13 protein-coding genes and 2 pseudogenes are annotated in these 18,938 nt (G+C 70.5%); 9 read left to right on the forward strand and 6 right to left on the reverse strand.

Going from position 1 to position 18,938, the window contains the following annotated elements:
• Positions 1 to 19 precede the first annotated feature (19 nt).
• Complete coding sequence (locus ACFZBU_RS18115; protein WP_391584582.1) at positions 20 to 2,131, forward strand: condensation domain-containing protein; 2,112 nt, start codon at positions 20 to 22, stop codon at positions 2,129 to 2,131.
• A gap of 145 nt (positions 2,132 to 2,276) precedes the next feature.
• On the opposite strand, the gene ACFZBU_RS18120 is transcribed toward ACFZBU_RS18115, so the two are convergent.
• Positions 2,277 to 3,299 (reverse strand): NAD(P)/FAD-dependent oxidoreductase, encoded by a 1,023-nt coding sequence (locus ACFZBU_RS18120; RefSeq protein WP_391584583.1) that lies wholly within the window; start codon positions 3,297 to 3,299, stop codon positions 2,277 to 2,279.
• A gap of 157 nt (positions 3,300 to 3,456) precedes the next feature.
• On the opposite strand from ACFZBU_RS18120, the gene ACFZBU_RS18125 reads away from it, so the two are divergent.
• Both ACFZBU_RS18125 and ACFZBU_RS18130 read left to right on the forward strand, forming a co-directional pair.
• Positions 3,457 to 4,212 carry a class I SAM-dependent methyltransferase gene (locus tag ACFZBU_RS18125; RefSeq protein ID WP_391584584.1) on the forward strand — a complete coding sequence of 252 codons (756 nt, stop codon included), beginning with the start codon at positions 3,457 to 3,459 and terminating at the stop codon, positions 4,210 to 4,212.
• Positions 4,213 to 4,462: 250 nt separating this feature from the next.
• Positions 4,463 to 6,862, forward strand: coding sequence for an ATP-binding cassette domain-containing protein (locus tag ACFZBU_RS18130; protein ID WP_391584585.1), 2,400 nt, complete (start codon positions 4,463 to 4,465; stop codon positions 6,860 to 6,862).
• An 89-nt stretch (positions 6,863 to 6,951) separates the two neighbouring features.
• Here ACFZBU_RS18130 and ACFZBU_RS18135 read toward each other — a convergent pair whose 3' ends face one another.
• Positions 6,952 to 7,362 carry a Fur family transcriptional regulator gene (locus ACFZBU_RS18135; RefSeq protein WP_391584586.1) on the reverse strand — a complete coding sequence of 137 codons (411 nt, stop codon included), beginning with the start codon at positions 7,360 to 7,362 and terminating at the stop codon, positions 6,952 to 6,954.
• Between the two features lie 211 nt (positions 7,363 to 7,573).
• Between ACFZBU_RS18135 and ACFZBU_RS18140 the strand changes: the two are divergent.
• The 3 genes and pseudogenes from ACFZBU_RS18140 to ACFZBU_RS18150 form a co-directional block, all read left to right on the forward strand.
• A pseudogene (locus ACFZBU_RS18140) lies at positions 7,574 to 7,651 on the forward strand (transcriptional repressor); the annotation flags it as partial.
• 283 nt (positions 7,652 to 7,934) lie between these two features.
• Positions 7,935 to 10,166 carry a catalase/peroxidase HPI gene (katG, locus tag ACFZBU_RS18145; RefSeq protein ID WP_391584587.1) on the forward strand — a complete coding sequence of 744 codons (2,232 nt, stop codon included), beginning with the start codon at positions 7,935 to 7,937 and terminating at the stop codon, positions 10,164 to 10,166.
• A 230-nt stretch (positions 10,167 to 10,396) separates the two neighbouring features.
• Positions 10,397 to 10,738, forward strand: a pseudogene (locus ACFZBU_RS18150) (aminoglycoside phosphotransferase family protein); the annotation flags it as partial.
• 45 nt (positions 10,739 to 10,783) lie between these two features.
• On the opposite strand, the gene ACFZBU_RS18155 reads toward ACFZBU_RS18150, so the two are convergent.
• On the reverse strand, positions 10,784 to 11,047 hold the full coding sequence (locus ACFZBU_RS18155; RefSeq protein ID WP_391584588.1) for a hypothetical protein: 264 nt from the start codon (positions 11,045 to 11,047) through the stop codon (positions 10,784 to 10,786).
• Positions 11,048 to 11,684: 637 nt separating this feature from the next.
• On the opposite strand from ACFZBU_RS18155, the gene ACFZBU_RS18160 reads away from it, so the two are divergent.
• Positions 11,685 to 14,396, forward strand: coding sequence for an immune inhibitor A domain-containing protein (locus ACFZBU_RS18160; protein ID WP_391584589.1), 2,712 nt, complete (start codon positions 11,685 to 11,687; stop codon positions 14,394 to 14,396).
• A 112-nt stretch (positions 14,397 to 14,508) separates the two neighbouring features.
• On the opposite strand, the gene ACFZBU_RS18165 is transcribed toward ACFZBU_RS18160, so the two are convergent.
• The gene (locus ACFZBU_RS18165) at positions 14,509 to 15,174 is read right to left on the reverse strand and encodes a TetR/AcrR family transcriptional regulator (RefSeq protein WP_391584590.1); all 666 of its coding nucleotides are present in this window, start codon (positions 15,172 to 15,174) and stop codon (positions 14,509 to 14,511) included.
• A gap of 97 nt (positions 15,175 to 15,271) precedes the next feature.
• Between ACFZBU_RS18165 and ACFZBU_RS18170 the strand changes: the two genes are divergently transcribed.
• Positions 15,272 to 15,934, forward strand: coding sequence for an O-methyltransferase (locus ACFZBU_RS18170; RefSeq protein ID WP_391584591.1), 663 nt, complete (start codon positions 15,272 to 15,274; stop codon positions 15,932 to 15,934).
• 120 nt (positions 15,935 to 16,054) lie between these two features.
• Here the strand turns inward: ACFZBU_RS18170 and ACFZBU_RS18175 are convergent, their stop codons facing one another.
• Both ACFZBU_RS18175 and ACFZBU_RS18180 read right to left on the reverse strand, forming a co-directional pair.
• Positions 16,055 to 16,678 carry an isochorismatase family protein gene (locus ACFZBU_RS18175; RefSeq protein WP_391584592.1) on the reverse strand — a complete coding sequence of 208 codons (624 nt, stop codon included), beginning with the start codon at positions 16,676 to 16,678 and terminating at the stop codon, positions 16,055 to 16,057.
• Positions 16,679 to 16,798: 120 nt separating this feature from the next.
• Entirely contained in the window at positions 16,799 to 17,803 is a 1,005-nt protein-coding gene (locus ACFZBU_RS18180; protein WP_391584593.1) for a GlxA family transcriptional regulator, read from the reverse strand.
• Between the two features lie 239 nt (positions 17,804 to 18,042).
• Here ACFZBU_RS18180 and ACFZBU_RS18185 point away from each other — a divergent pair, with 239 nt between their 5' ends.
• Positions 18,043 to 18,891, forward strand: a complete 849-nt coding sequence (locus ACFZBU_RS18185; protein WP_391584594.1) for an SAM-dependent methyltransferase — start codon at positions 18,043 to 18,045, stop codon at positions 18,889 to 18,891.
• Positions 18,892 to 18,938 lie beyond the last annotated feature (47 nt).

Consider the following 18,938-nt stretch of genomic DNA (forward strand, 5'->3'; position numbering starts at 1 on the left):
CACCGCCCCGGAGGAACCTGTGCCCACCACCCCCGACCCCACGAACCCGACCGCACCGCCCGCGCCCGGCACCTTCCGCCCCACGAACCCGACCGCATCGCCCGCTCCCGGCGCTGCCGGTACTCCCGGCCACCCCACGGATCCGATCGACGCGACGACCCTGGTCCGCCGCATCTGGGCGGACATCCTGGACCTGCCCGCGGCCGACATCGGCCCCGACGACACCTTCCTGTCCCTGGGCGGGGACTCGATCCTCGCCGTGCGCACCGCCGCGCTGGTGCGCCGCCGCGCGGGAGCCGTGCTCGCGTTGTCCGACGTGCGCGTGGAGAACACCCTCGCGGAGTTCGCGACGGCCGTCGCCACGCGGGCACCCGCCTCCGGCGCGGCGAGCGTCCCGGACCTGGAGGTGACGCCGCGTCCGGATCCACGCGCGGCGTTCCCGCTGCTCCCGTTGCAGCAGGGCTACTTCGTCGGTCAACAGGACGCCTGGGAGTTGTCCTACGCGTCCGCCCACCACTACCTCGACTTCGCGCTGCGCGACGTGGACGCCGACGAGGCGCCCGAGGCGCTGCGCGACGCGCTGTACCGCCTGATGATCCATCAGCCCATGCTGCGCGCCCGGATCACCGCGGACGGCCGACAACACATCCTCGACCCCGACGACCCGGACGCGATCGTGGCACCGACCGTGTACGACTGGCGTGACGCGGACCCGGAGGAAGCCCGCCTGCGAGTTGCCGAGTTGCGCGAGCGCATGCGCCACCACGGGCCGGATCCGCAGACCGGGCCCGGTATCGACGTGCGGCTGAGCCTGCTGCCGGGCGGGCGTGCCCGGATCCACTCGGCGACCAGCCTGCTCCTGATCGACGGCTGGTCCTCGGGTCTGCTCTACCGGGACCTGCTGGCCTTCGCCGCCGACTGGAACGCCGTGCCGGCGCCGCTGGACGTGGACTTCGGCGACTACGCGACCGCGCTGGCCGCCCTGCCGACGACCCCGAGGTGGATCGCCGACCGCGACTGGTGGTGGCGACGGCTGCCGCAGTTGCCGCAACCGCCCGCGCTGCCGCTGGCGGTGCAGCCGGACGCGGTGGCCGAACCGGTGATGACGAGCCGCGAGTCGCGCCTGTCACCGGCGCGTTGGCAAGCCCTCCGGGACCTGTGCCGCAGCCACTCGGTGACGCCGTCGTCCGCCGCGCTGGCCGCCTACGCCATGGCCCTCGCGCGGATGGCCGGCCATCGCCGCTTCCTGGTGGGCAGCCTGCAACTGGGTCGGCTGCCGCTGCACCCCGACGTGCACCGGATGATCGGGCCGTTCTCCACGACCGTCCCGCTCGCGATCGAGCTCGACGCGCGCACCACGCTTGCCGAGGCCGCCCGGTCGACGGGCGAGCACCTGGGCCGGGCACTGGCCCACAACCTGGTGTCCGGGGTCGAGATCGGCCGCGAGCTGGCCCGCAGGCGCGGCACCACCCGTCCGGTGGCACCGGTGGTGTTCCAGAGCACCCTGGGTGTCGACGTGGCGATGGGCAGCGCGGTCCCCGAGGACGCCGGACCGCTGGGCACGGTGGACCTCAAGGACCACCACCAGGAACTGCGCACGCCACAGGTCGCCCTGGAGGCCCGCCTGTACGAGGCGCGCGACGAACTGGTGATCGGGATGTCCGCGGTCGAGGAACTGTTCGCCCCCGCCGCCCTGGACGCGCTCTTCACCCACTTCACAAGCCTTGTCGCAGCTCTCGCCGAGCCCGAGGGATGGCAGGTCGAACACCCGCTCCCGCAGCCGCTCGACCCCACCGACGACCCGGCGGCGCCACGCCTGCACGCGCGTGCTCGGGCCGTCGTACGAGCTGCGGGCGGCCTTCCTCGCGATGCCCTCGAACAGGTCATCGCGGACGCCTGGCGCACGGTGCTGGGGCTGCCCGAGCACGAACCGATCGACCGGGCGACGGACTTCTTCGCCACGGGCGGCGACTCGTTGCTGGCGGTACGTATGCTCGCGATGCTCGCCCGAACCGGCGTGGGCCGGGTGCCGCCCCGCGCGTTCCTGACGGCGCCGACCGTGGCAGCCCTGGCGGAGGCGGTCCGCACGGCTTCGGCGGAACGCGAGGACGAGCACGAGCCGTTGCGCTGAGCGCCCCCGCACCCTTACCTGGAGCCGCACCCGCACCCGCACCGCGCCGAAGCGCACCCGCGCCGGACGGAAGCCATCCGTCCGGCGCGGGTGCGCTTGATGCCGATCCGACCGAGGCCGACGAAGGCCGACCGAAACCGTCCGGCTACAGTCCCGCGTCCGCCCTGAACATTTCCTGATCCGCCCACACCGCGGCGCGGGCGCCGTCCGCCGCGCCGGTGACCACGAACGTCAGCGGATCCGGCAACGCCTCCAGGCGGGCCATGTCGCCGGCCGCGAAGACGCCCGGAACGGACGTGCGTTGGAACTCGTCCACGCGCACGCAGCCGTCCGGGAGATGCGCGCAGCCCAGGCGCGCGGCGAGCGCGGAGTGCTGGTGGATCCGGGTGCGGTGGAAGACCGCGCCTCGGGCCAACGGTGATCCGGTGGCGAACTCCAGTGTCAGGGAGCCGGGTTCGCCGGTGATCGAGGTCAATTGCTCGACGCGCAGCCCCACTCCGGCCTTGGCGAGCAGGGCGCACTGCTCGTCGGTCGGCGCCTGCCCGTGGGTGGCCAGAACCACGTCGTCGGTGAAGCGGTCGGCCACATAGCGGGCCAACATCACCGAGGCGGGATCCGACCCGACGACGGCGAGCGGCATGTCGCGGGTCTCGTAGCCGTGGCAGAACGGGCAATGGAAGACCCCGCGGCCGAACCGCTCGGCCAGACCGGGGATGTCGACCAGGACATCGACCTGCCCGGTGGCCAGGATCAGCTTGCGGGTGTGCTCGACCCGCCCGTCCGCGAGCACGAGTTCGAATCCGCAGTCCAGTGCGCGGGCGTCGGTCACCTCGCCCGCGCGGGTCTCGACGGTGGCATACGCCGCCAGGTCGGCACGGGCGGCCGCGCGCAACGCGGCGGGGGAGAAGCCGTCCCGACTGAGCAACATGTGGGTCTCGGGGGAGGGGGCGTTGCGGGGCCGGCCGCTGTCGATCAGCAATACGCGGCGACGCTGCCGTCCGCAGACCAGGGCCGCATTCAACCCCGCCGGGCCGGCCCCGACCACGACGACATCGAACGGCTCACCGGTTCGGCCCGTCTCGCCCATCTGTCCCATTTCGCCTATCTCGGGTGCTTCACGCGTTCCGGATGCTTCATCCGCCTCGCGCGCCGTGCTCGTCTCGCTCACGGGAACCTTCCCTCTCGTCGGCGGGACCCGGACGGGAGATGCCCGGCCCCTGGACGCCACACCCTATAGCTCATGATAATCGTTTCCATTAACCACGGTCAGACACCCCGAACGCCTGAGGGTCCGATCGACACCGCATCCCGCCCGAGAGGCCTCCATGAACGACCCCTACGCCGTGACCGCCGACTACTACCACCTGATGTCCGAGCCCTACTGGCGCCAGTTGCGCCCGGTCCTGGCCGACGCCCTGCGCCAGGTGGACCCCGCGGTGGGCCCGGTCCTGGACATCGGCGCGGGCACGGGCCTGTCCACCCGCGTCGTGGCGGACGCACTGCCCGCCGCGCGCATCGTCGCGCTCGAACCGTCCACCGCGATGTGCGCCGTGCTGCGTACCCGCACGGCCGACGATCCGGCACTGCACGGGCGGGTGACGATCCATGCCGCGACGCTCGCCGAAGCCGAGCCCGCGCTGCCGCCGGTCCTGTCCGCCGTCGTGGCCACCGCCGTCCTGCATCACTTCGACCCCGACGAACGTCGTCTGCTGACCCGCCTGCTGGCGGAGCGACTGGCTCCGGGGGCACCGGCGTTCGTCGAGGTGCAGGAGCCGCCCGCGCCCTGCCGCATCCCACGAACCCGCTATCACGCCAGTGCCGTGGGCGACCTCGTGTACGAGGGCTGGATGGGAGCCGAGCCCAGCGGGGCCGACACGATGGACTGGACGATGACCTACCGCACCACCAGCGCCGGACGCGTGCTCGACGAGCGCTCGGCGCGCTTCACGATGCATCCCATCCCGCTCGCGCGGATGGAAGCCGAGGCCGCCGAAGCCGGCCTCGCCACCCGCCGCCTGGGCTCCGGCCTCCTGGAACTGCGCACACCCGGGGCCGGGCAGGACCCCAAGCACGCCGGATGATCGTATTGCGGCCGGATCGATCAGGAATCGAGAAGCGCGACCGACCGGGCCGCGGCTAGCGTGATGATCATGGACGGCGCCCTGCCGGCCAAGCGGACACCGCGGCCGACGGCGGCGCCCTCCCGGGCTGCTCCGCCGGCCGAGGCGCACGAGCACCGGATGTACGGTTCGAACCCGATCGGATCGAGCCGGGCGACGCCGGCGGAGGCCGCGAAAGCGGTCCCGCCCGAGAGATGGAGACACGACGAGCATGGCCAAGAGAACGGACTCGCAGTCGCCTGCGCCGCACGTTGCCGACAGCCACGACCTGATCCGGGTGCACGGCGCGCGCGTGAACAACCTCAAGGACGTCAGCGTCGAGATCCCCAAGCGTCGACTGACGGTGTTCACCGGCGTCTCCGGCTCGGGCAAGAGCTCCCTGGTGTTCGGCACGATCGCCGCGGAGTCGCAGCGGCTGATCAACGAGACGTACAGCGCCTTCGTGCAGGGCTTCATGCCGACGCTCGCGCGGCCGGAGGTCGACGTCCTCGAAGGGCTGACCACCGCGATCCTCGTCGACCAGCAGCGCATGGGCGCCGACCCGCGCTCCACGGTGGGCACCGCCACCGACGCGAACGCGCTGTTGCGCATCCTGTTCAGCCGACTCGGCAAGCCGCACATCGGCCCGCCCAGCGCGTACGCCTTCAACGTGCCCTCGGTCCGCGCGAGCGGCGCGATCACCGTCGAGCGCGGTGCCAAGAAGGCGGTGAAGGCGACCTTCGACCGCACCGGCGGCATGTGTTCGCGCTGCGAGGGCCGCGGCACGGTCTCCGACATCGACCTCACCCAGCTCTACGACGACTCCAAGTCGCTCAACGAGGGCGCGATCACGGTCCCCGGCTACAGCATGGACGGCTGGTACGGGCGGATCTTCGGCGGTTGCGGCTTCTTCGACCCGGACAAGCCGATCCGCAGGTTCACCAAGCGGGAACTGAACGACCTCCTGCACAAGGAGCCGACCAAGATCAAGGTCGAGGGGGTCAACCTGACCTATGAGGGACTGATCCCCAGGATCCGCAAGTCGATGCTCGCCAAGGACATCGACGCACTACAGCCGCACATCCGCGCGTTCGTGGAGCGGGCGATGACGTTCACCACGTGCCCCGAGTGCGCCGGTACCCGGCTGAGCGAGGGGGCCCGGTCCTCGAAGATCAAGCGGATCAGCATCGCCGACGCGTGCGCGATGCAGATCACCGACCTGGTCGCCTGGATCCGCGACCTGGACGAGCCGTCGGTGGCGCCGCTGCTCGACACGCTGCGGCACACCCTCGACTCGTTCGTGGAGATCGGGCTGGGCTACCTCTCGCTCGACCGGCCCGCGGGCACCCTGTCCGGTGGCGAGGCGCAGCGCGTCAAGATGATCCGACACCTGGGGTCCTCGCTGACCGACACCACATACGTCTTCGACGAGCCCACCATCGGGATGCACCCGCACGACATCCAGCGCATGAACGGCCTGCTGCTGCGGCTGCGGGACAAGGGCAACACGGTGCTCGTGGTGGAGCACAAGCCGGAGACGATCGCGATCGCCGACCACGTGATCGACCTCGGCCCGGGCGCCGGCGCGGGGGGTGGCACCATCTGCTTCGAGGGCACCGTGGCGGGACTGCGGACGGGCGGCACCGTCACCGGCCGCCATTTCGACGATCGGGCCGTCCTCAAGGAGAAGGTACGCACGCCCACCGGCGCGCTGGAGATCCGCGGCGCGAGCACGCATAACCTGCGCAACGTGGACGTGGACGTCCCGCTCGGGGTGCTGGTCGTCGTCACCGGGGTCGCCGGCTCCGGCAAGAGCTCGCTCGTGAACGGGTCGCTGGTCAAGGATTCGGAGGCAGCCGCAGGCGCGGGTGTGGTGTCGGTCGACCAGAGTGCGATCCGCGGATCGCGGCGGAGCAACCCGGCGACGTACACCGGCCTGCTCGACCCGATCCGCAAGGCGTTCGCAAAGGCCAACGGGGTGAAGCCGGCGCTGTTCAGCGCCAACTCCGAGGGCGCCTGCCCCACCTGCAACGGCGTCGGCGTCGTCTTCACCGACCTGGCGATGATGGCCGGCGTCGCGAGCGTGTGCGAGGAGTGCGAGGGGAAGCGGTTCGAGGCGTCGGTGCTGGAGTATCGGCTCGGCGGTCGCGACATCAGCGAGGTGCTCGCCATGTCGGTGACCGAGGCCCTGGAGTTCTTCGGCTCCGGTGCGGCGCACACGCCGGCCGCGCACGCCGTCCTGGTCCGGCTCGCCGACGTCGGGCTCGGCTACCTCAGCCTGGGCCGCCCGCTCACCACGCTGTCCGGCGGTGAGCGGCAGCGGCTCAAGCTGGCCACGCACATGGCCGAGAAGGGCGGCATCTACGTCCTCGACGAGCCGACCACCGGACTGCACCTCGCCGATGTCGAGCAGTTGCTCGGCCTGCTCGACCGGCTCGTCGACGCCGGCAAGTCGGTCATCGTCATCGAGCACCACCAGGCAGTGATGGCACACGCCGACTGGATCATCGACCTCGGCCCCGGCGCCGGCCACGACGGCGGCCTGGTCGTCTTCGAGGGCACGCCCGCCGACCTCGTCGCCGACCGCTCCACGCTGACCGGCGAGTACCTCGCGGCCTACGTCGGCGCCTGAACAACCGGCATCGGCGCGACACCCGACCGGCGGCCGCGCCGCTGTGCCCTCGTCGAACAGGGCCTATGGACAGAGCCTGGGAACAGGACCTAGACGCAGGACGGGCACAGGCCGCGGTAGGTGACCTCGGCCTCGGAGACGGTGAAGCCGAACCGCTGGTCCGGCGGGAGGTCGGCCAGCGGGTTGCCGGTCGGGTGCACGTCGCGCACGGTGCCGCAGGCCGAGCACACCAGGTGCTGGTGCGGGTGGTGGGCGTTGGGGTCGTAGCGCTTGGCGCGGCCGTCGGTGGAGACCTCCTTGACCTCGCCGAGCGAGACCAACTCGCCCAACGCGTTGTAGACGGTTGCCCGGGAGATCTCGGGCAACCGCCGCGCCGCACGGGCGTGTACCTCGTCGGCCGTCAGATGTACGTGGTCGCCGTCGAGGACCTCCGCAACGACACGCCGCTGGGAGGTCATCCGCCAACCGCGCTCTCGCAGCCGCTCCAGCAGGTCGCTCATGTCGGTTCACCTATTCAGGCTCGGTGGGATACCGAAGTTTACCGGTGGACGTCCGGATTCCGGTTGGGTACGGGATTGGCGAGCATCTTGACTTGGACTCTGTCCATCGTAGGATCGGTTCCGGCGGTAGCCAAGGGGCAGCAGAAGACTCCACTACGGCAGGAGACGCAGACGTGACGGCACCACCGTCGAGAAGCCGCGCGGTACCGGCCTGCGCATGACGGCCACCCGCGTCGCGCTGCTCCGGAGCATTCCGGACGGTGACCACCTCGATGTCGAGGCGATCGCCTTTCGGGCGTGCGGTGGGTATGGGACGAACGTGATCACCATTCCCCTTCGGACCGCCCCCCGGGACCTCGACCCGCTCCCGCCGGCGCGACCCGTTCACCGCCTCGAACCGGCGGGCGCCCCGGCCCGGTTCGACCGAGGACGTCGTGTCGTCGCCGACCGGGGCCGCCGCTGCCCCGACCGTTCCACCGTCCACGCAGTCCCCCGGCTTCGTGGCACGCAGTTCCGAGCACCGCGATCCGCAGTTCCGAGCACCGTGATCCGCCTGGTCCGGAAGGATTCCCATGTCTGAGAACCATGATGCAATCGTCGTAGACGCGAAGTCGGAGGGCGAGGGGGGCTGCCCGGTCGCACACGGACGCGCCCCGCACCCGACGCAGGGCGGCGGCAACCGGCAGTGGTGGCCGGAGCGGCTCAACCTGAAGATCCTTGCCAAGAACCCGGCCGTGGCCAACCCGTTCGGCGAGGACTTCGACTACGCCGAGGCGTTCAACACCCTCGACCTCGCCGCCGTCAAGCAAGACATCGCCGAGGTGCTGACCACCTCGCAGGACTGGTGGCCCGCCGACTTCGGCAACTACGGCCCCCTGATGATCCGGATGGCCTGGCACAGCGCCGGCACCTACCGGATCAGCGACGGCCGCGGCGGCGCCGGCTCCGGCCAGCAGCGCTTCGCCCCGCTCAACAGCTGGCCGGACAACGCGAGCCTGGACAAGGCCCGCCGGTTGTTGTGGCCGGTCAAGAAGAAGTACGGCCGCAACCTTTCGTGGGCCGACCTGCTGGTCCTCACCGGCAACGTCGCCCTGGAGTCGATGGGCTTCGAGACCTTCGGCTTCGGCGGCGGTCGGGCGGACGTGTGGGAGCCCGACGAGGACGTGTACTGGGGCCCGGAGACCACCTGGCTCGGCGACGAGCGGTACACCGGCGACCGGGATCTGGAGAACCCGCTCGGCGCGGTCCAGATGGGCCTGATCTACGTCAACCCCGAGGGCCCGAACGGCAACCCGGACCCGCTGGCCGCGGCCCGCGACATCCGCGAGACGTTCCGCCGGATGGCGATGAACGACGAGGAGACGGTGGCCCTGATCGCGGGCGGCCACACCTTCGGCAAGACCCACGGCGCGGGCCCGGCGGACAGCGTCGGCCCCGACCCCGAGGCCGCGCCGCTCGAACAGCAGGGCCTGGGCTGGAAGAACTCCTACGGCACCGGCAAGGGCGGCGACGCGATCACCAGCGGTCTGGAGGGCATCTGGACCAACACCCCCACGACGTGGGACAACAGCTTCTTCGAGATTCTGTTCGGCTACGAGTGGGAGCTGTTCCAGAGCCCGGCCGGCGCGCACCAGTGGCGGCCGAAGGACGGCGGCGGTGCCGGCACCGTGCCGGATGCGCACGACGCGTCCAAGACGCACGCGCCGACGATGTTGACGACCGACCTCTCGCTCCGGTTCGACCCGGCCTACGAGCAGATCTCGCGGCGCTTCCTGAACAACCCCGCCGAGTTCGCGGACGCCTTCGCCCGCGCGTGGTTCAAGCTGACCCACCGCGACATGGGCCCGGTCGTGCGTTACCTCGGCCCGGAGGTCCCCACCGAGACGCTGCTGTGGCAGGACCCGCTGCCGGCGGTGACGCACGAACTCGTCGACACAGCGGACGTCGCCGCGCTCAAGAGCCGGATCCTCGACTCGGGCCTGTCGGTGTCCCAGCTCGTGTCCACCGCGTGGGCGTCGGCCTCGTCCTTCCGCGGCAGCGACAAGCGCGGCGGCGCCAACGGTGCGCGCATCCGGCTCCAGCCGCAGATCGGGTGGGAGGTCAACGAGCCCGACGAGCTGGCCACGGTGCTGAGCGCACTGGAGGGGATCCAGGAGGCGTTCAACGCCGACCGCACCGACGGCAAGCGGATCTCGCTCGCCGACCTGATCGTGCTCGCCGGCGCCGCCGCGGTCGAGCGGGCCGCCAAGGACGCCGGCTTCGACGTCGAGGTCCCGTTCACGGCGGGCCGCGTGGACGCCTCGCAGGAACAGACCGACGTGGAGTCCTTCACCGCGCTCGAACCGGCCGCCGACGGGTTCCGCAACTACCTCGGCAAGGGCAACCGGCTGCCGGCCGAGTACCTGCTGATCGACCGGGCGAACCTGCTGACCCTGAGCGCCCCGGAGACGACCGCCCTCGTCGGCGGCCTGCGGGTCCTGGGCGCGAACCACCAGCAGTCCCCGCTCGGCGCCTTCACGGCGACCCCCGGGGTGCTGACCAACGACTTCTTCGTCAACCTGCTCGACCTGGGCACGACGTGGAAGGCGACCTCCGAGGACGCGAGCACGTTCGAGGGTCGCGACGCCGCCACCGGCGAGGTCCGGTGGACCGGCAGCCGGGTCGACCTCGTCTTCGGGTCCAACTCCGAGCTGCGCGCCCTCGCCGAGGTCTACGCGAGCGACGACGCGAAGGAGAAGTTCGTGCACGACTTCGTCGCCGCGTGGGACAAGGTGATGAACCTGGACCGGTTCGACCTGGCGTGAGCACGACGTCCGGGTCGGCCCGCGCCGGGCCGACCCGGACGCCGGCGCCCTCGCCGCCCCCTCGGCCCGGCCGGGCCGAGGGGGCGGCCGATATCGGATTCCCTCGGTACCGGATTTCTTTCGGTTTCCGGTGAACCTCCCCGGTACATCGGCCACTTGGCCGGAGAAATCGTTCGGCGTCGCGCGCCGGCCCGCATAGGGTGCTCCGGTCGTCGAGCCGGAGAGGTGAACCGCGCGCCGAGTATTCGGTCGTGCACGGCGAACTGGGACTGGACCACGTACTGGTGGACCGCGAAGGCCGGCCCGTCCTGATCGACATCGAGGACCTGATGTACTTCGACGTCGAGTGGGAGCACGTGTTCCTGCGGATCCGGCTGCACGACGACTACCGGCGACTCGCGGTCGGCGGTCTGGACGAGGACCGGCTCGCCCTCTACATGCTCGCCCAACGACTGTCCCTGACGGCCGGGCCGCTGCGGCTGCTCGACGGCGACTTTCCCGACCGGGCGTTCATACGGGAGATCCCCGAACACAACCTGAACGAGGCGCTGATCCTGGTCTCGGCCGAATAGGGATTCGCGGGCGACGCCGGCCCGTGCGGGGGTGGGGATCCTCCTTCACGACGGCTCGTGGCCGCTGATCCGGGTGGTGCGGTCGGCGCTCGCCACGACGACGAAGGGGTTGGCGATCAGGCCGTCCTGGGCGTCGAGGAAGAGCAGGCCTCGGTCGCCGACGGTGAGGTCGGGACCGGAGGTGATGATCGCGGTCCACCCGCGGGGGAGTACGTCGTCGGTGCGGGGCGGGTCGTACAGGTCGAGCGTGACCTCGACTTCGCCCCGATCCGGGAGCGAGATCGTGCCGTGCGTTTCGAGGATGTCCATCCTTCGAGTGTCGGTGGCGGGATCGGGATCGGTGCGCCGAACGCACACGGCGCGCCGAACCGGTCCAGGATGGCGGCGGCCCGACTCGCGCGGAACCGACGAAAGTTGGGTGTGACGGCGCGGAGGATGACGGTGGGAGATACGAAAGTCGACTCCCCGCGGGAACCGCGTGCCGCGCGCGGCACGGTGCCGGCAACATCTGCCTCGGAGGACGAAATCCGGCTGTCGACAGGGCATTTGAGGCTGCGACCGGGCGCGGGGCGATTTCGCGGCGGCGAATTTTAGCCGATCGGGACGAGTGCGATCACTGCGCAGGGCATGCCTCGTTGATAGCCGGGCAAAGAATTCGCAAAGAACCTCTGGCTTCCCCTGCCTCTGCCGTCACTCACGCCTCTAGGGTCCGGTCACCCGGCCCGTTTCCCACCGGTCGCCGTGACCCGGCGGTTGGTGGGAGCAGGCGTCGGGTTTCTGCCGAAACAGCTCGACGTCGTGGGCGCACAACGGCACCACAGCACCCTGATCGGCGTCGCTTCGCGTCCGGAACCACCTTCCGGGCGGAAGGGAGACCATCTTGAGTCGAGCGATACCCGGACGTGGCGGAACTCCGCCGCGAGCCATCCGGCGATTGCGTGGCCCGGTGACGCTACTGTCCGTCTCGCTCCTCGCGGTCACGGGACTGACCGCGGCACCCGGCGTCACCTCGTCCGCAGCCGCCGCGCGTGTGGACACCACCAAGGCGGTGTGGAACCCCGGCCCCGACGATCGGTACTTCAACCCCGTCGAGGCCGAGATCGGGCCCGACGGCCGCATCGATGCCGAGCAGACCGCCGCCGACAAGTCCCGCAAGGCCAAAGCGGGAGGCGGCAGCAAGGAACGCGAGGGCAACCCGCGCGCGGCATCGCAACTGCGCCTTCTCGAGGCCGAAGCCCAGCGCACGGGCAAGAGCCCGGAGCAGCTCAGGGCCGAAAAGAGTGGCTTGGCACCGGGTGCCAGGCAGGAAGCCAAACTGTTGACGATTCTCGTCGAGTTCAACGAGAACGCCAACGACGACTTCTCCGGATTCAACCGCCGGGCGAGCGTGAGCGACGCCTCCTGCGTGGTGGAACCGCCGGGCACGATCAAGAACGGGCCCCTGCACAACACCATTCCCGACCCGGCGCTCACCGGGCAGGACAACAACACGCCGTGGGTCAAGGACTTCAGCCCGGAACACTTCAACAAGATGCTCTACACCAAGCAGGGCATCACCGAACGCATGCGTCCGGACCTGACCGGTCCCGACGGCAAGCCGGGCATCGACGTCTCCGGCTACACGATGAAGAACATGTACGAGGAGATGTCGGGCGGCAAGTACACCGTGTCCGGCACCGCCACCTCGTGGATCAAGGTGCCGCACTCGGAGGCGTGGTACGGCGCCGGGCGTTGCGGCAAGCGCGAGCAGGACATGGGCGGACACCCGAACAATCCGGGCGGCGCCGAGACGCTGGCCACCGACGCGGTGAACGAACTCGCGCGCAGTCAGCCGAACTTCCCGTGGGCCGACTACGACAAGGAGGACACCGGCGACGCCGACGGCGACGGCAACACGCAGGAGCCGGACGGTGTGGTGGACCACCTGGTCCTCGTGCACTCCGGCAAGGACAAGTCCACCGGCGGCGGCGCCGAGGGCAGCTATGCCATCTGGGCGCACTCCAGCGCCGTGGCGGGCGGCTACACGGTCCCCGGGACCCGACTGAAGGTCGCCAACTACATCGTGCAGCCGGAGGACTCCGGCGTGGGCGTGTTCGCCCACGAGTACGGCCACGACCTCGGACTGCCGGACCTGTACGACAACTTCAGCAGCGTCCCCGGTGGTGCGTCGGACGTCAACTTCTGGGACCTGATGGCGAACGGGTCCCACTCCGGTCCGTTGTTCCAGTCGATGCCCGCCCACATGAGCGCGTGGTCCAAGTACACGCTGGGTTGGTTGACACCGGAGGTCCTGAAGGTGGGCGACCGGCCCGCCCTGGCCACGCTCGGGCAGGCGGCCAAGACGCCCAAGGGCACCAAGCAGGCCGTCCGGGTGAACCTCCCGGACCAGGTGACCAGGTTCAGCACGCCGCACAGCGGCCAAAAGGCGTGGTATTCGAGCAACGACCAGGACTGGGCGGACGTGAAGCTCGTCCGTGACATCGCGGTCCCGACCGGCTCCGATGTGAAGTTCCAATGGTGGAGCGACTACGTCCTGGAGGAGGACTGGGACTTCGGCTTCGTCGAGGTGTCCACCGACGGTGGCACCACGTGGACGCAGCTGGAGGTCCGCAACGAGGCCGGCACGCTCGTGTCGACCCCGCCGGACTACCCGGACCCGAACGGCAACCTCCGACGCTTCCACAAGAGCACCGGGTTGACCGGCAGCAGCAACGGTTGGCGCCATGATCAGGTGAACCTGACGCCGTACGCCGGCAAGAACATCAAGCTGCGCCTCGGCGTCGACACGGACGCGGCGACGCAGGAGAAGGGCTGGGTCGCGGACGACTTCTCGCTCACCAACGGCACCACCACGGTGTGGTCGGACGACGTCGAGCAGGGCGACAACGGCTGGACCCCGCAGGGCGGTTCGGTCGGCGCGGGCACCAAGGGCGCCGGCTGGGTCCAGAGCGACGGCACCTTCAGCCGCGAGCGGTACTACCTGCTCGAATGGCGCAACATGTCCGGCTTCGACCAAGGCCTGAAGTACACCTACACGTTCGGCGAGAACGGCAAGCGCGAGAAGCTCGCGTACAACGCGCCGGGCCTGCTGGTGTGGCTGCGGGACAGCTCGTACCCGAACAACGGGGTCCTGGACAACATCGACAAGTCCCCGTCGTGGGGAGCCAAGGGCGAGCTGCTTCTCGTCGACGCGAACCCGAACCCCTACCGGTTCCCGGACGCGCCGTCGAACTCGGCGGCCAACCTCGAACCCCGGGTGCAGTCGGCGAACGCGGCGTTCAGCTTCAAGGACACGGCCGGGTTCCGGGCGTGCCGCAGGGCGGGCGACCACTGCGCGACCTTCGCCAAGCAGGAGCCGGTGCGGTTCTTCTCCGACTCGCTCGGCTACGCGCCGGGTGCGGAGGCCACCGCGACCGGCTTCGGCGCCAAGGACGCCACCGGCTCGACCGTGGTGCCGGCGCGGGCTCCGTATTCGACCAGGGTGACCAAGGCGGACGGTTCGCCGGACTACGCGAACTACGGCAAGCCGTTCTTCTCCTCGGTGCTCGGTTCCGGAAACCCCGGATGGGACAAGGCATACGGCGTGACGGTGTTCCCGGTCCACCCGCTGTCGGGTGACAAGGGCGCCGTCGTGTGGATCGTGCCCGCACGCAAGTAGGCAGGCGCGCACGAGCACGGGTGCGACATCGGCCCCCACGACCCGGTTGTGGTCGTGGGGGCCGATGCATGCGGAGCGGCGGGCCGCCGTGCCGGCGGTCGACCCGGATCGCTCAGGGGGCCGGTGGAGCGGTCGATCCGTGCCGGCGCAGGAATGCGTCGACGAGGCCGTCGGTGAAGGCGTCGTCGATCGGTTCGGCGGTCACCAGGACGCGGTAGTAGAGCGGGCCGACGAGTTGATCCGTCTCGCTCGCGATGTCGAGGTCGGCGGGCAACCGGTTGTCGTGGATGGCGCGTTCGAGCGGAAGGCGGTCGCGTCCACGTTGTGCGTCGAGCCAGCGGGAGCGGAAGTCCCGGGCGAACGCCGGGTCGTGCTGAGCCTGGGCGATCAGCGCGCGGAAGACGGCTCCGGAGTCGGACCTGCCCAGGAAGTGGGCCAGTTGGCGCAGGTAGTCGCGCAGGTCGTGGGCGAGGTCCCCGGAGTCGGGCGGGGTGAGGTCCTCGATGGCGTCCTGGAGGAAGGCGTCCATCAGGACGTCGGTCTTGGTGCTCCACCACCGGTAGATGGTCTGTTTGGCCACGCCGGCCCGGGCGGCGATGCCCTCCATCGTGACGCCGGCGAACCCCTTCTCGGCGAGCAGGTCGTCGGCCGCCTCCAGTACCGCCAGCCGGGCCTGTTCGCTGCGTCCGTGCCGGTTGCCGTGGTGCTGCCGTACGGATCCCCCGGTGTCGTCCGCCTTGCTGCCGTCCGCCCTGGTGCCCTGCGTCCTGGATGCCATCTCGCCTCCCCTGTCGTCTCGTCCTGTGTCGTCTCGTCCTGCGGGTCGAGAATATTGCATCTAGAAACGACGAGACGTTGCGTCTATTCTAGGAGGCATGACCTACACACACACGCTTGCCGACCCACGCGTCCGCACGGCTCTCGATCGCATGTTCGCGCACGCCGAACAGGACGACGCGGTCGCGGCGCGCGTCGACGCGGAACTGCCTGGCGGACGGGGGCCGCTGTCGCCCCTGGAGCACGCCGACGCCGCGGCGGAGATCTACATGCCCATCTCCGCCGCGGCCGGGGGACTGCTCTACAACCTGGTCCGAGCCGTACGCCCGACCACGATCGTCGAATTCGGCATGTCCTTCGGCATCTCGACGCTGTATCTGGCCGCGGCCGTACGCGACAACGGCACCGGACGCGTCGTCACCACCGAACTCAGCAAGGACAAGATCGCCGCCGCGCGCCGCACCTTCGCCGAGACCGGCCTGGACGACCTGATCACCGTGCTGGAGGGGGACGCCCGCGAAACCCTCCGCGACCTGGACGGCCCCGCGGACTTCCTGCTGCTGGACGGCTGGAAGGACCTGTGCCTGCCGGTACTGCAACTGCTCGAACCGCGACTGCGACCCGGCACGCTCGTCGTGGCCGACGACATCGTCCTGAGCAGCCTGCAGCCCTACCTCGACTACGTGCGCAACCCGGAGAACGGCTACCACAACGTGACGTTCCCGGTCGAGGACGGCTTGGAGATCAGCTGCCGCCTCTGACCGACCACCGCACGGGCCCCGCCCCGGCCGGCCGGCCACCCGCGCGTGCCCGGGCCCGCCTGCCGGCCGCCCCGGCCGCCCCGGCCGCCCCGGCCGCCCCGGCCGCCCCGGCCGCGCCGGTCAGGCGGGGAGGGCGTCGACGGTGGGGACGACGGTGCCGAACAGGTCGGTGATGGTGGTCAGCGCCGCGGCCTGGAGGCCGGCGGCGGACAGGACCGTGCCGTCGGGGGCGGTGAGGGCGCGGGTGGCGGTGGCCTCGGCGACGACGGTGGGGCGGTAGCCGAGGTTGAACGCGCCCTGGGCCGTGTGGCCGACGCACATGTGGGTCATGAAGCCGCCGATGATCAGGTCCTTGCCGCTGCCCGGTGCGGCGCCGAGGTCGGTCAGGATCCGCTCCAGTTCGGTGCGGTGGAAGGAGTCGGGGAACTCCTTGACCACGACCGCCTCGCCGGCCACCGGGGCGACTTCGTCGCTGATGGCGCCGATGTGGGCGCGGATGTCGTACGGGGTGTTCTCGCCGCCGTCGTTGAGAACGTGCACGACCGGGGCACCGGCGGCGCGGGCACGGGCCAGGAGGCGGGCGCCGGCCGCGAGGGCGTCCTCGGCGCCGTCCAGGGCCATGACGCCGGTGCGGTAGGTGTTCTGGAAGTCGACCATGATCAGGACGGAGTCGGCCGGCCTCGGCGGCTCGTTGTCCAGGCCGATGACGTCACGCAGGGTCTTGGAGGGCTGGTTCGTGCTCATCGCGTGTGGTGCCTTTCGGTAGGGGAGTGTGGCTCGGGGAAACGGGCGGCCGGGAACCGGGCACGGCGGAGTGGTCCGCCGTGCCGGGTATCGACAGGGGATTTCGGTGGGTCCGGAAGGTCAGTGGGTCCGTGTGCGAAAGCGTCGACGGTAGGCGGCCGGCGTGGTGGCGAGTTGTCGCCTGAACGCCCGGTGCAGGGTCTCCGCCGAGCCGAGCCCGGCGGTGCCGGCGACCCGGTCGAGCGGATCGTCGGTGGTCTCCAACAGGCGCCGGGCCACCTCGACCCGGGCGGCCTCGACGTACGCCGCGGGACCGGCACCGGTCTCCTGCTTGAACACGCGGGCGAAGTGCCGCTCGCTCAGGCGCATCCGGGCCGCCAGTACCTCCACGGACAGGTCCTGATCGAGGTGGTCGGCGATCCACAGCCGCAATGCGTCGATGTCCCGGCGGGCGGAGGCGGGACGGCTCAGCGGTACGGAGAACTGGCTCTGCCCGCCCTGCCGCTTGAGGTACATCACCAACTGTCGGGCCACCGCGAGCGCCACCTCCTCGCCCAGGTCCTCGGCCACCAGGGCGAGCGCGAGGTCCAGGCAGGCGCTGATTCCGGCACCCGTCCACAGTCGGCCGCAGTCGGTGCGCAGGAAGATCGGATCCGGGTCGACCGCGACGGCCGGATGCTCGGCGGCGAGTTGGGCGGCGGTCGACCAGTGCGTGGTCGCCGTCTTGCCGTCCAGCAGGCCGGCCGCCGCCAGGACGTGCGCACCGACGCACACCGATGCCACCCGCCGGGCATGCGGGGCGGTCTCCTTGACCCAGGCCACGACATCGGGATCGATCAGGGCCACGGGACCGTCGTCGGTGACCTCCACCGCGCCGGGCACCAACAACGTGTCCACGTCGTCGCCGACCTCGTCGAAGGCCAGGTCGGCCAGCAACCGCACCCCCGCCGACGTACGCACCGCGCCCGCAACCGGCCCGGCGAGCCGAACCCGATACCCGGCACGGCCCGCGATCCCTCCATCGATCTCCTCGTTGGCCAGCGCGAACACCTCGGCCGGACCGGTGACGTCGAGAAGATCGACATCGGGAAAAACCGCGATGACGACACGGTGCGAAAAGGACATGCCCCAATCCTCCCCACCGCCCCCCATGGCCGCAATGACGCCCGACTGTCACATCCGGACATGCACGTCATCACCCACCGCACCGGCGACCACCCGGTATGGCGCGGGCGACGGCGTCCGGCGAGCGGCTGGGACAGGGGAGCCGTGGGGTCCTTTGGCGAGCGTGGCTAGCATGCCCAAGACGGCTGACCCGAAGGGCAGTTGGTGTTGTTCCTTCAGACGGACGGAAGAGGCGAAGGATGTCGGACGAGCAGTGGATGTCCGGACGGGAACCGCAGGACGAGCACCAGCCGACGGTGGACTTACGGCTGGACATACCGCATTCGGCCCGGGTCTACGACTACCTCATCGGCGGCAAGACCAATTTCGAGCCGGACCGGGTGGCCGCCAAGGCATCGGTGGAGGCGTGGCCGGCCCTGCCGATCTCGATGCGCACCACCCGTACGTTCATGAACCGCGCCGTGCGCCATCTCACCGAGCAGTACGGGGTCCGGCAGTTCCTGGACATCGGCACCGGCATCCCCACCTCGCCGAACGTGCACGAGATCGCGCAGGGCATCGCGCCCGACGCACGGGTCGCCTACGTCGACAACGACCCGATCGTGCTGACCCACGCGCGGGCCCTGATGTCGAGCACCGTCCAGGGCAGGACCTGTTACGTCGACGCCGATCTGCGGGACGTCGACTCGATCATCGGCGCGCCGCAGCTGCGCGAGGTGCTGGATCTGAGCAAGCCGGTAGCGCTGTCCCTGGTGGCGATCGTGCATTTCGTCCTGGACGAGGACGACCCGCGGGGACTGGTCCGCCGGCTCATGGACGAACTGGTGCCTGGCAGCTTCCTGGTGCTGACCGTGTTCACCGGCGACACCGACCCGGTGGGGGTCGGCGGTGTCGGCCGCGAGTACAACGCACGCGGTATGCCGTTGCAGATCCGGGATCGGGCCGAGGCCCTCGCCTTCTTCGACGGCTACGACCTGGTCGACCCCGGGGTGACCCTGGTCCACCACTGGCGGCCCGACCACGACGCCCCGCCCGTGCGGGATCGGGACATCGCGATGTACGGCGGTGTGGCGGTCAAACGCGCCTGACCGGCCCCTGCGGCCCATGCGGCACAGGGTGAAGGCGTGTCCGGGTA

The sequence above is a fragment of the Embleya sp. NPDC008237 genome (assembly GCF_042956465.1).
Classification (GTDB): Bacteria; Actinomycetota; Actinomycetes; order Streptomycetales; family Streptomycetaceae; genus Embleya.

Bases quoted from the DNA above. Each gene is read 5' to 3' on its own strand.
- ACFZBU_RS18125 (WP_391584584.1), top strand. From the start codon at position 3,457: ATGAACGACCCCTACGCCGTGACCGCCGACTACTACCACCTGATGTCC.
- ACFZBU_RS18130 (WP_391584585.1), top strand. From the start codon at position 4,463: ATGGCCAAGAGAACGGACTCGCAGTCGCCTGCGCCGCACGTTGCCGAC.
- ACFZBU_RS18135 (WP_391584586.1), bottom strand. From the start codon at position 7,362: ATGAGCGACCTGCTGGAGCGGCTGCGAGAGCGCGGTTGGCGGATGACC.
- katG (WP_391584587.1), top strand. From the start codon at position 7,935: ATGTCTGAGAACCATGATGCAATCGTCGTAGACGCGAAGTCGGAGGGC.
- ACFZBU_RS18155 (WP_391584588.1), bottom strand. From the start codon at position 11,047: ATGGACATCCTCGAAACGCACGGCACGATCTCGCTCCCGGATCGGGGC.
- ACFZBU_RS18165 (WP_391584590.1), bottom strand. From the start codon at position 15,174: ATGGCATCCAGGACGCAGGGCACCAGGGCGGACGGCAGCAAGGCGGAC.
- ACFZBU_RS18170 (WP_391584591.1), top strand. From the start codon at position 15,272: ATGACCTACACACACACGCTTGCCGACCCACGCGTCCGCACGGCTCTC.
- ACFZBU_RS18175 (WP_391584592.1), bottom strand. From the start codon at position 16,678: ATGAGCACGAACCAGCCCTCCAAGACCCTGCGTGACGTCATCGGCCTG.
- ACFZBU_RS18180 (WP_391584593.1), bottom strand. From the start codon at position 17,803: ATGTCCTTTTCGCACCGTGTCGTCATCGCGGTTTTTCCCGATGTCGAT.
- ACFZBU_RS18185 (WP_391584594.1), top strand. From the start codon at position 18,043: ATGTCGGACGAGCAGTGGATGTCCGGACGGGAACCGCAGGACGAGCAC.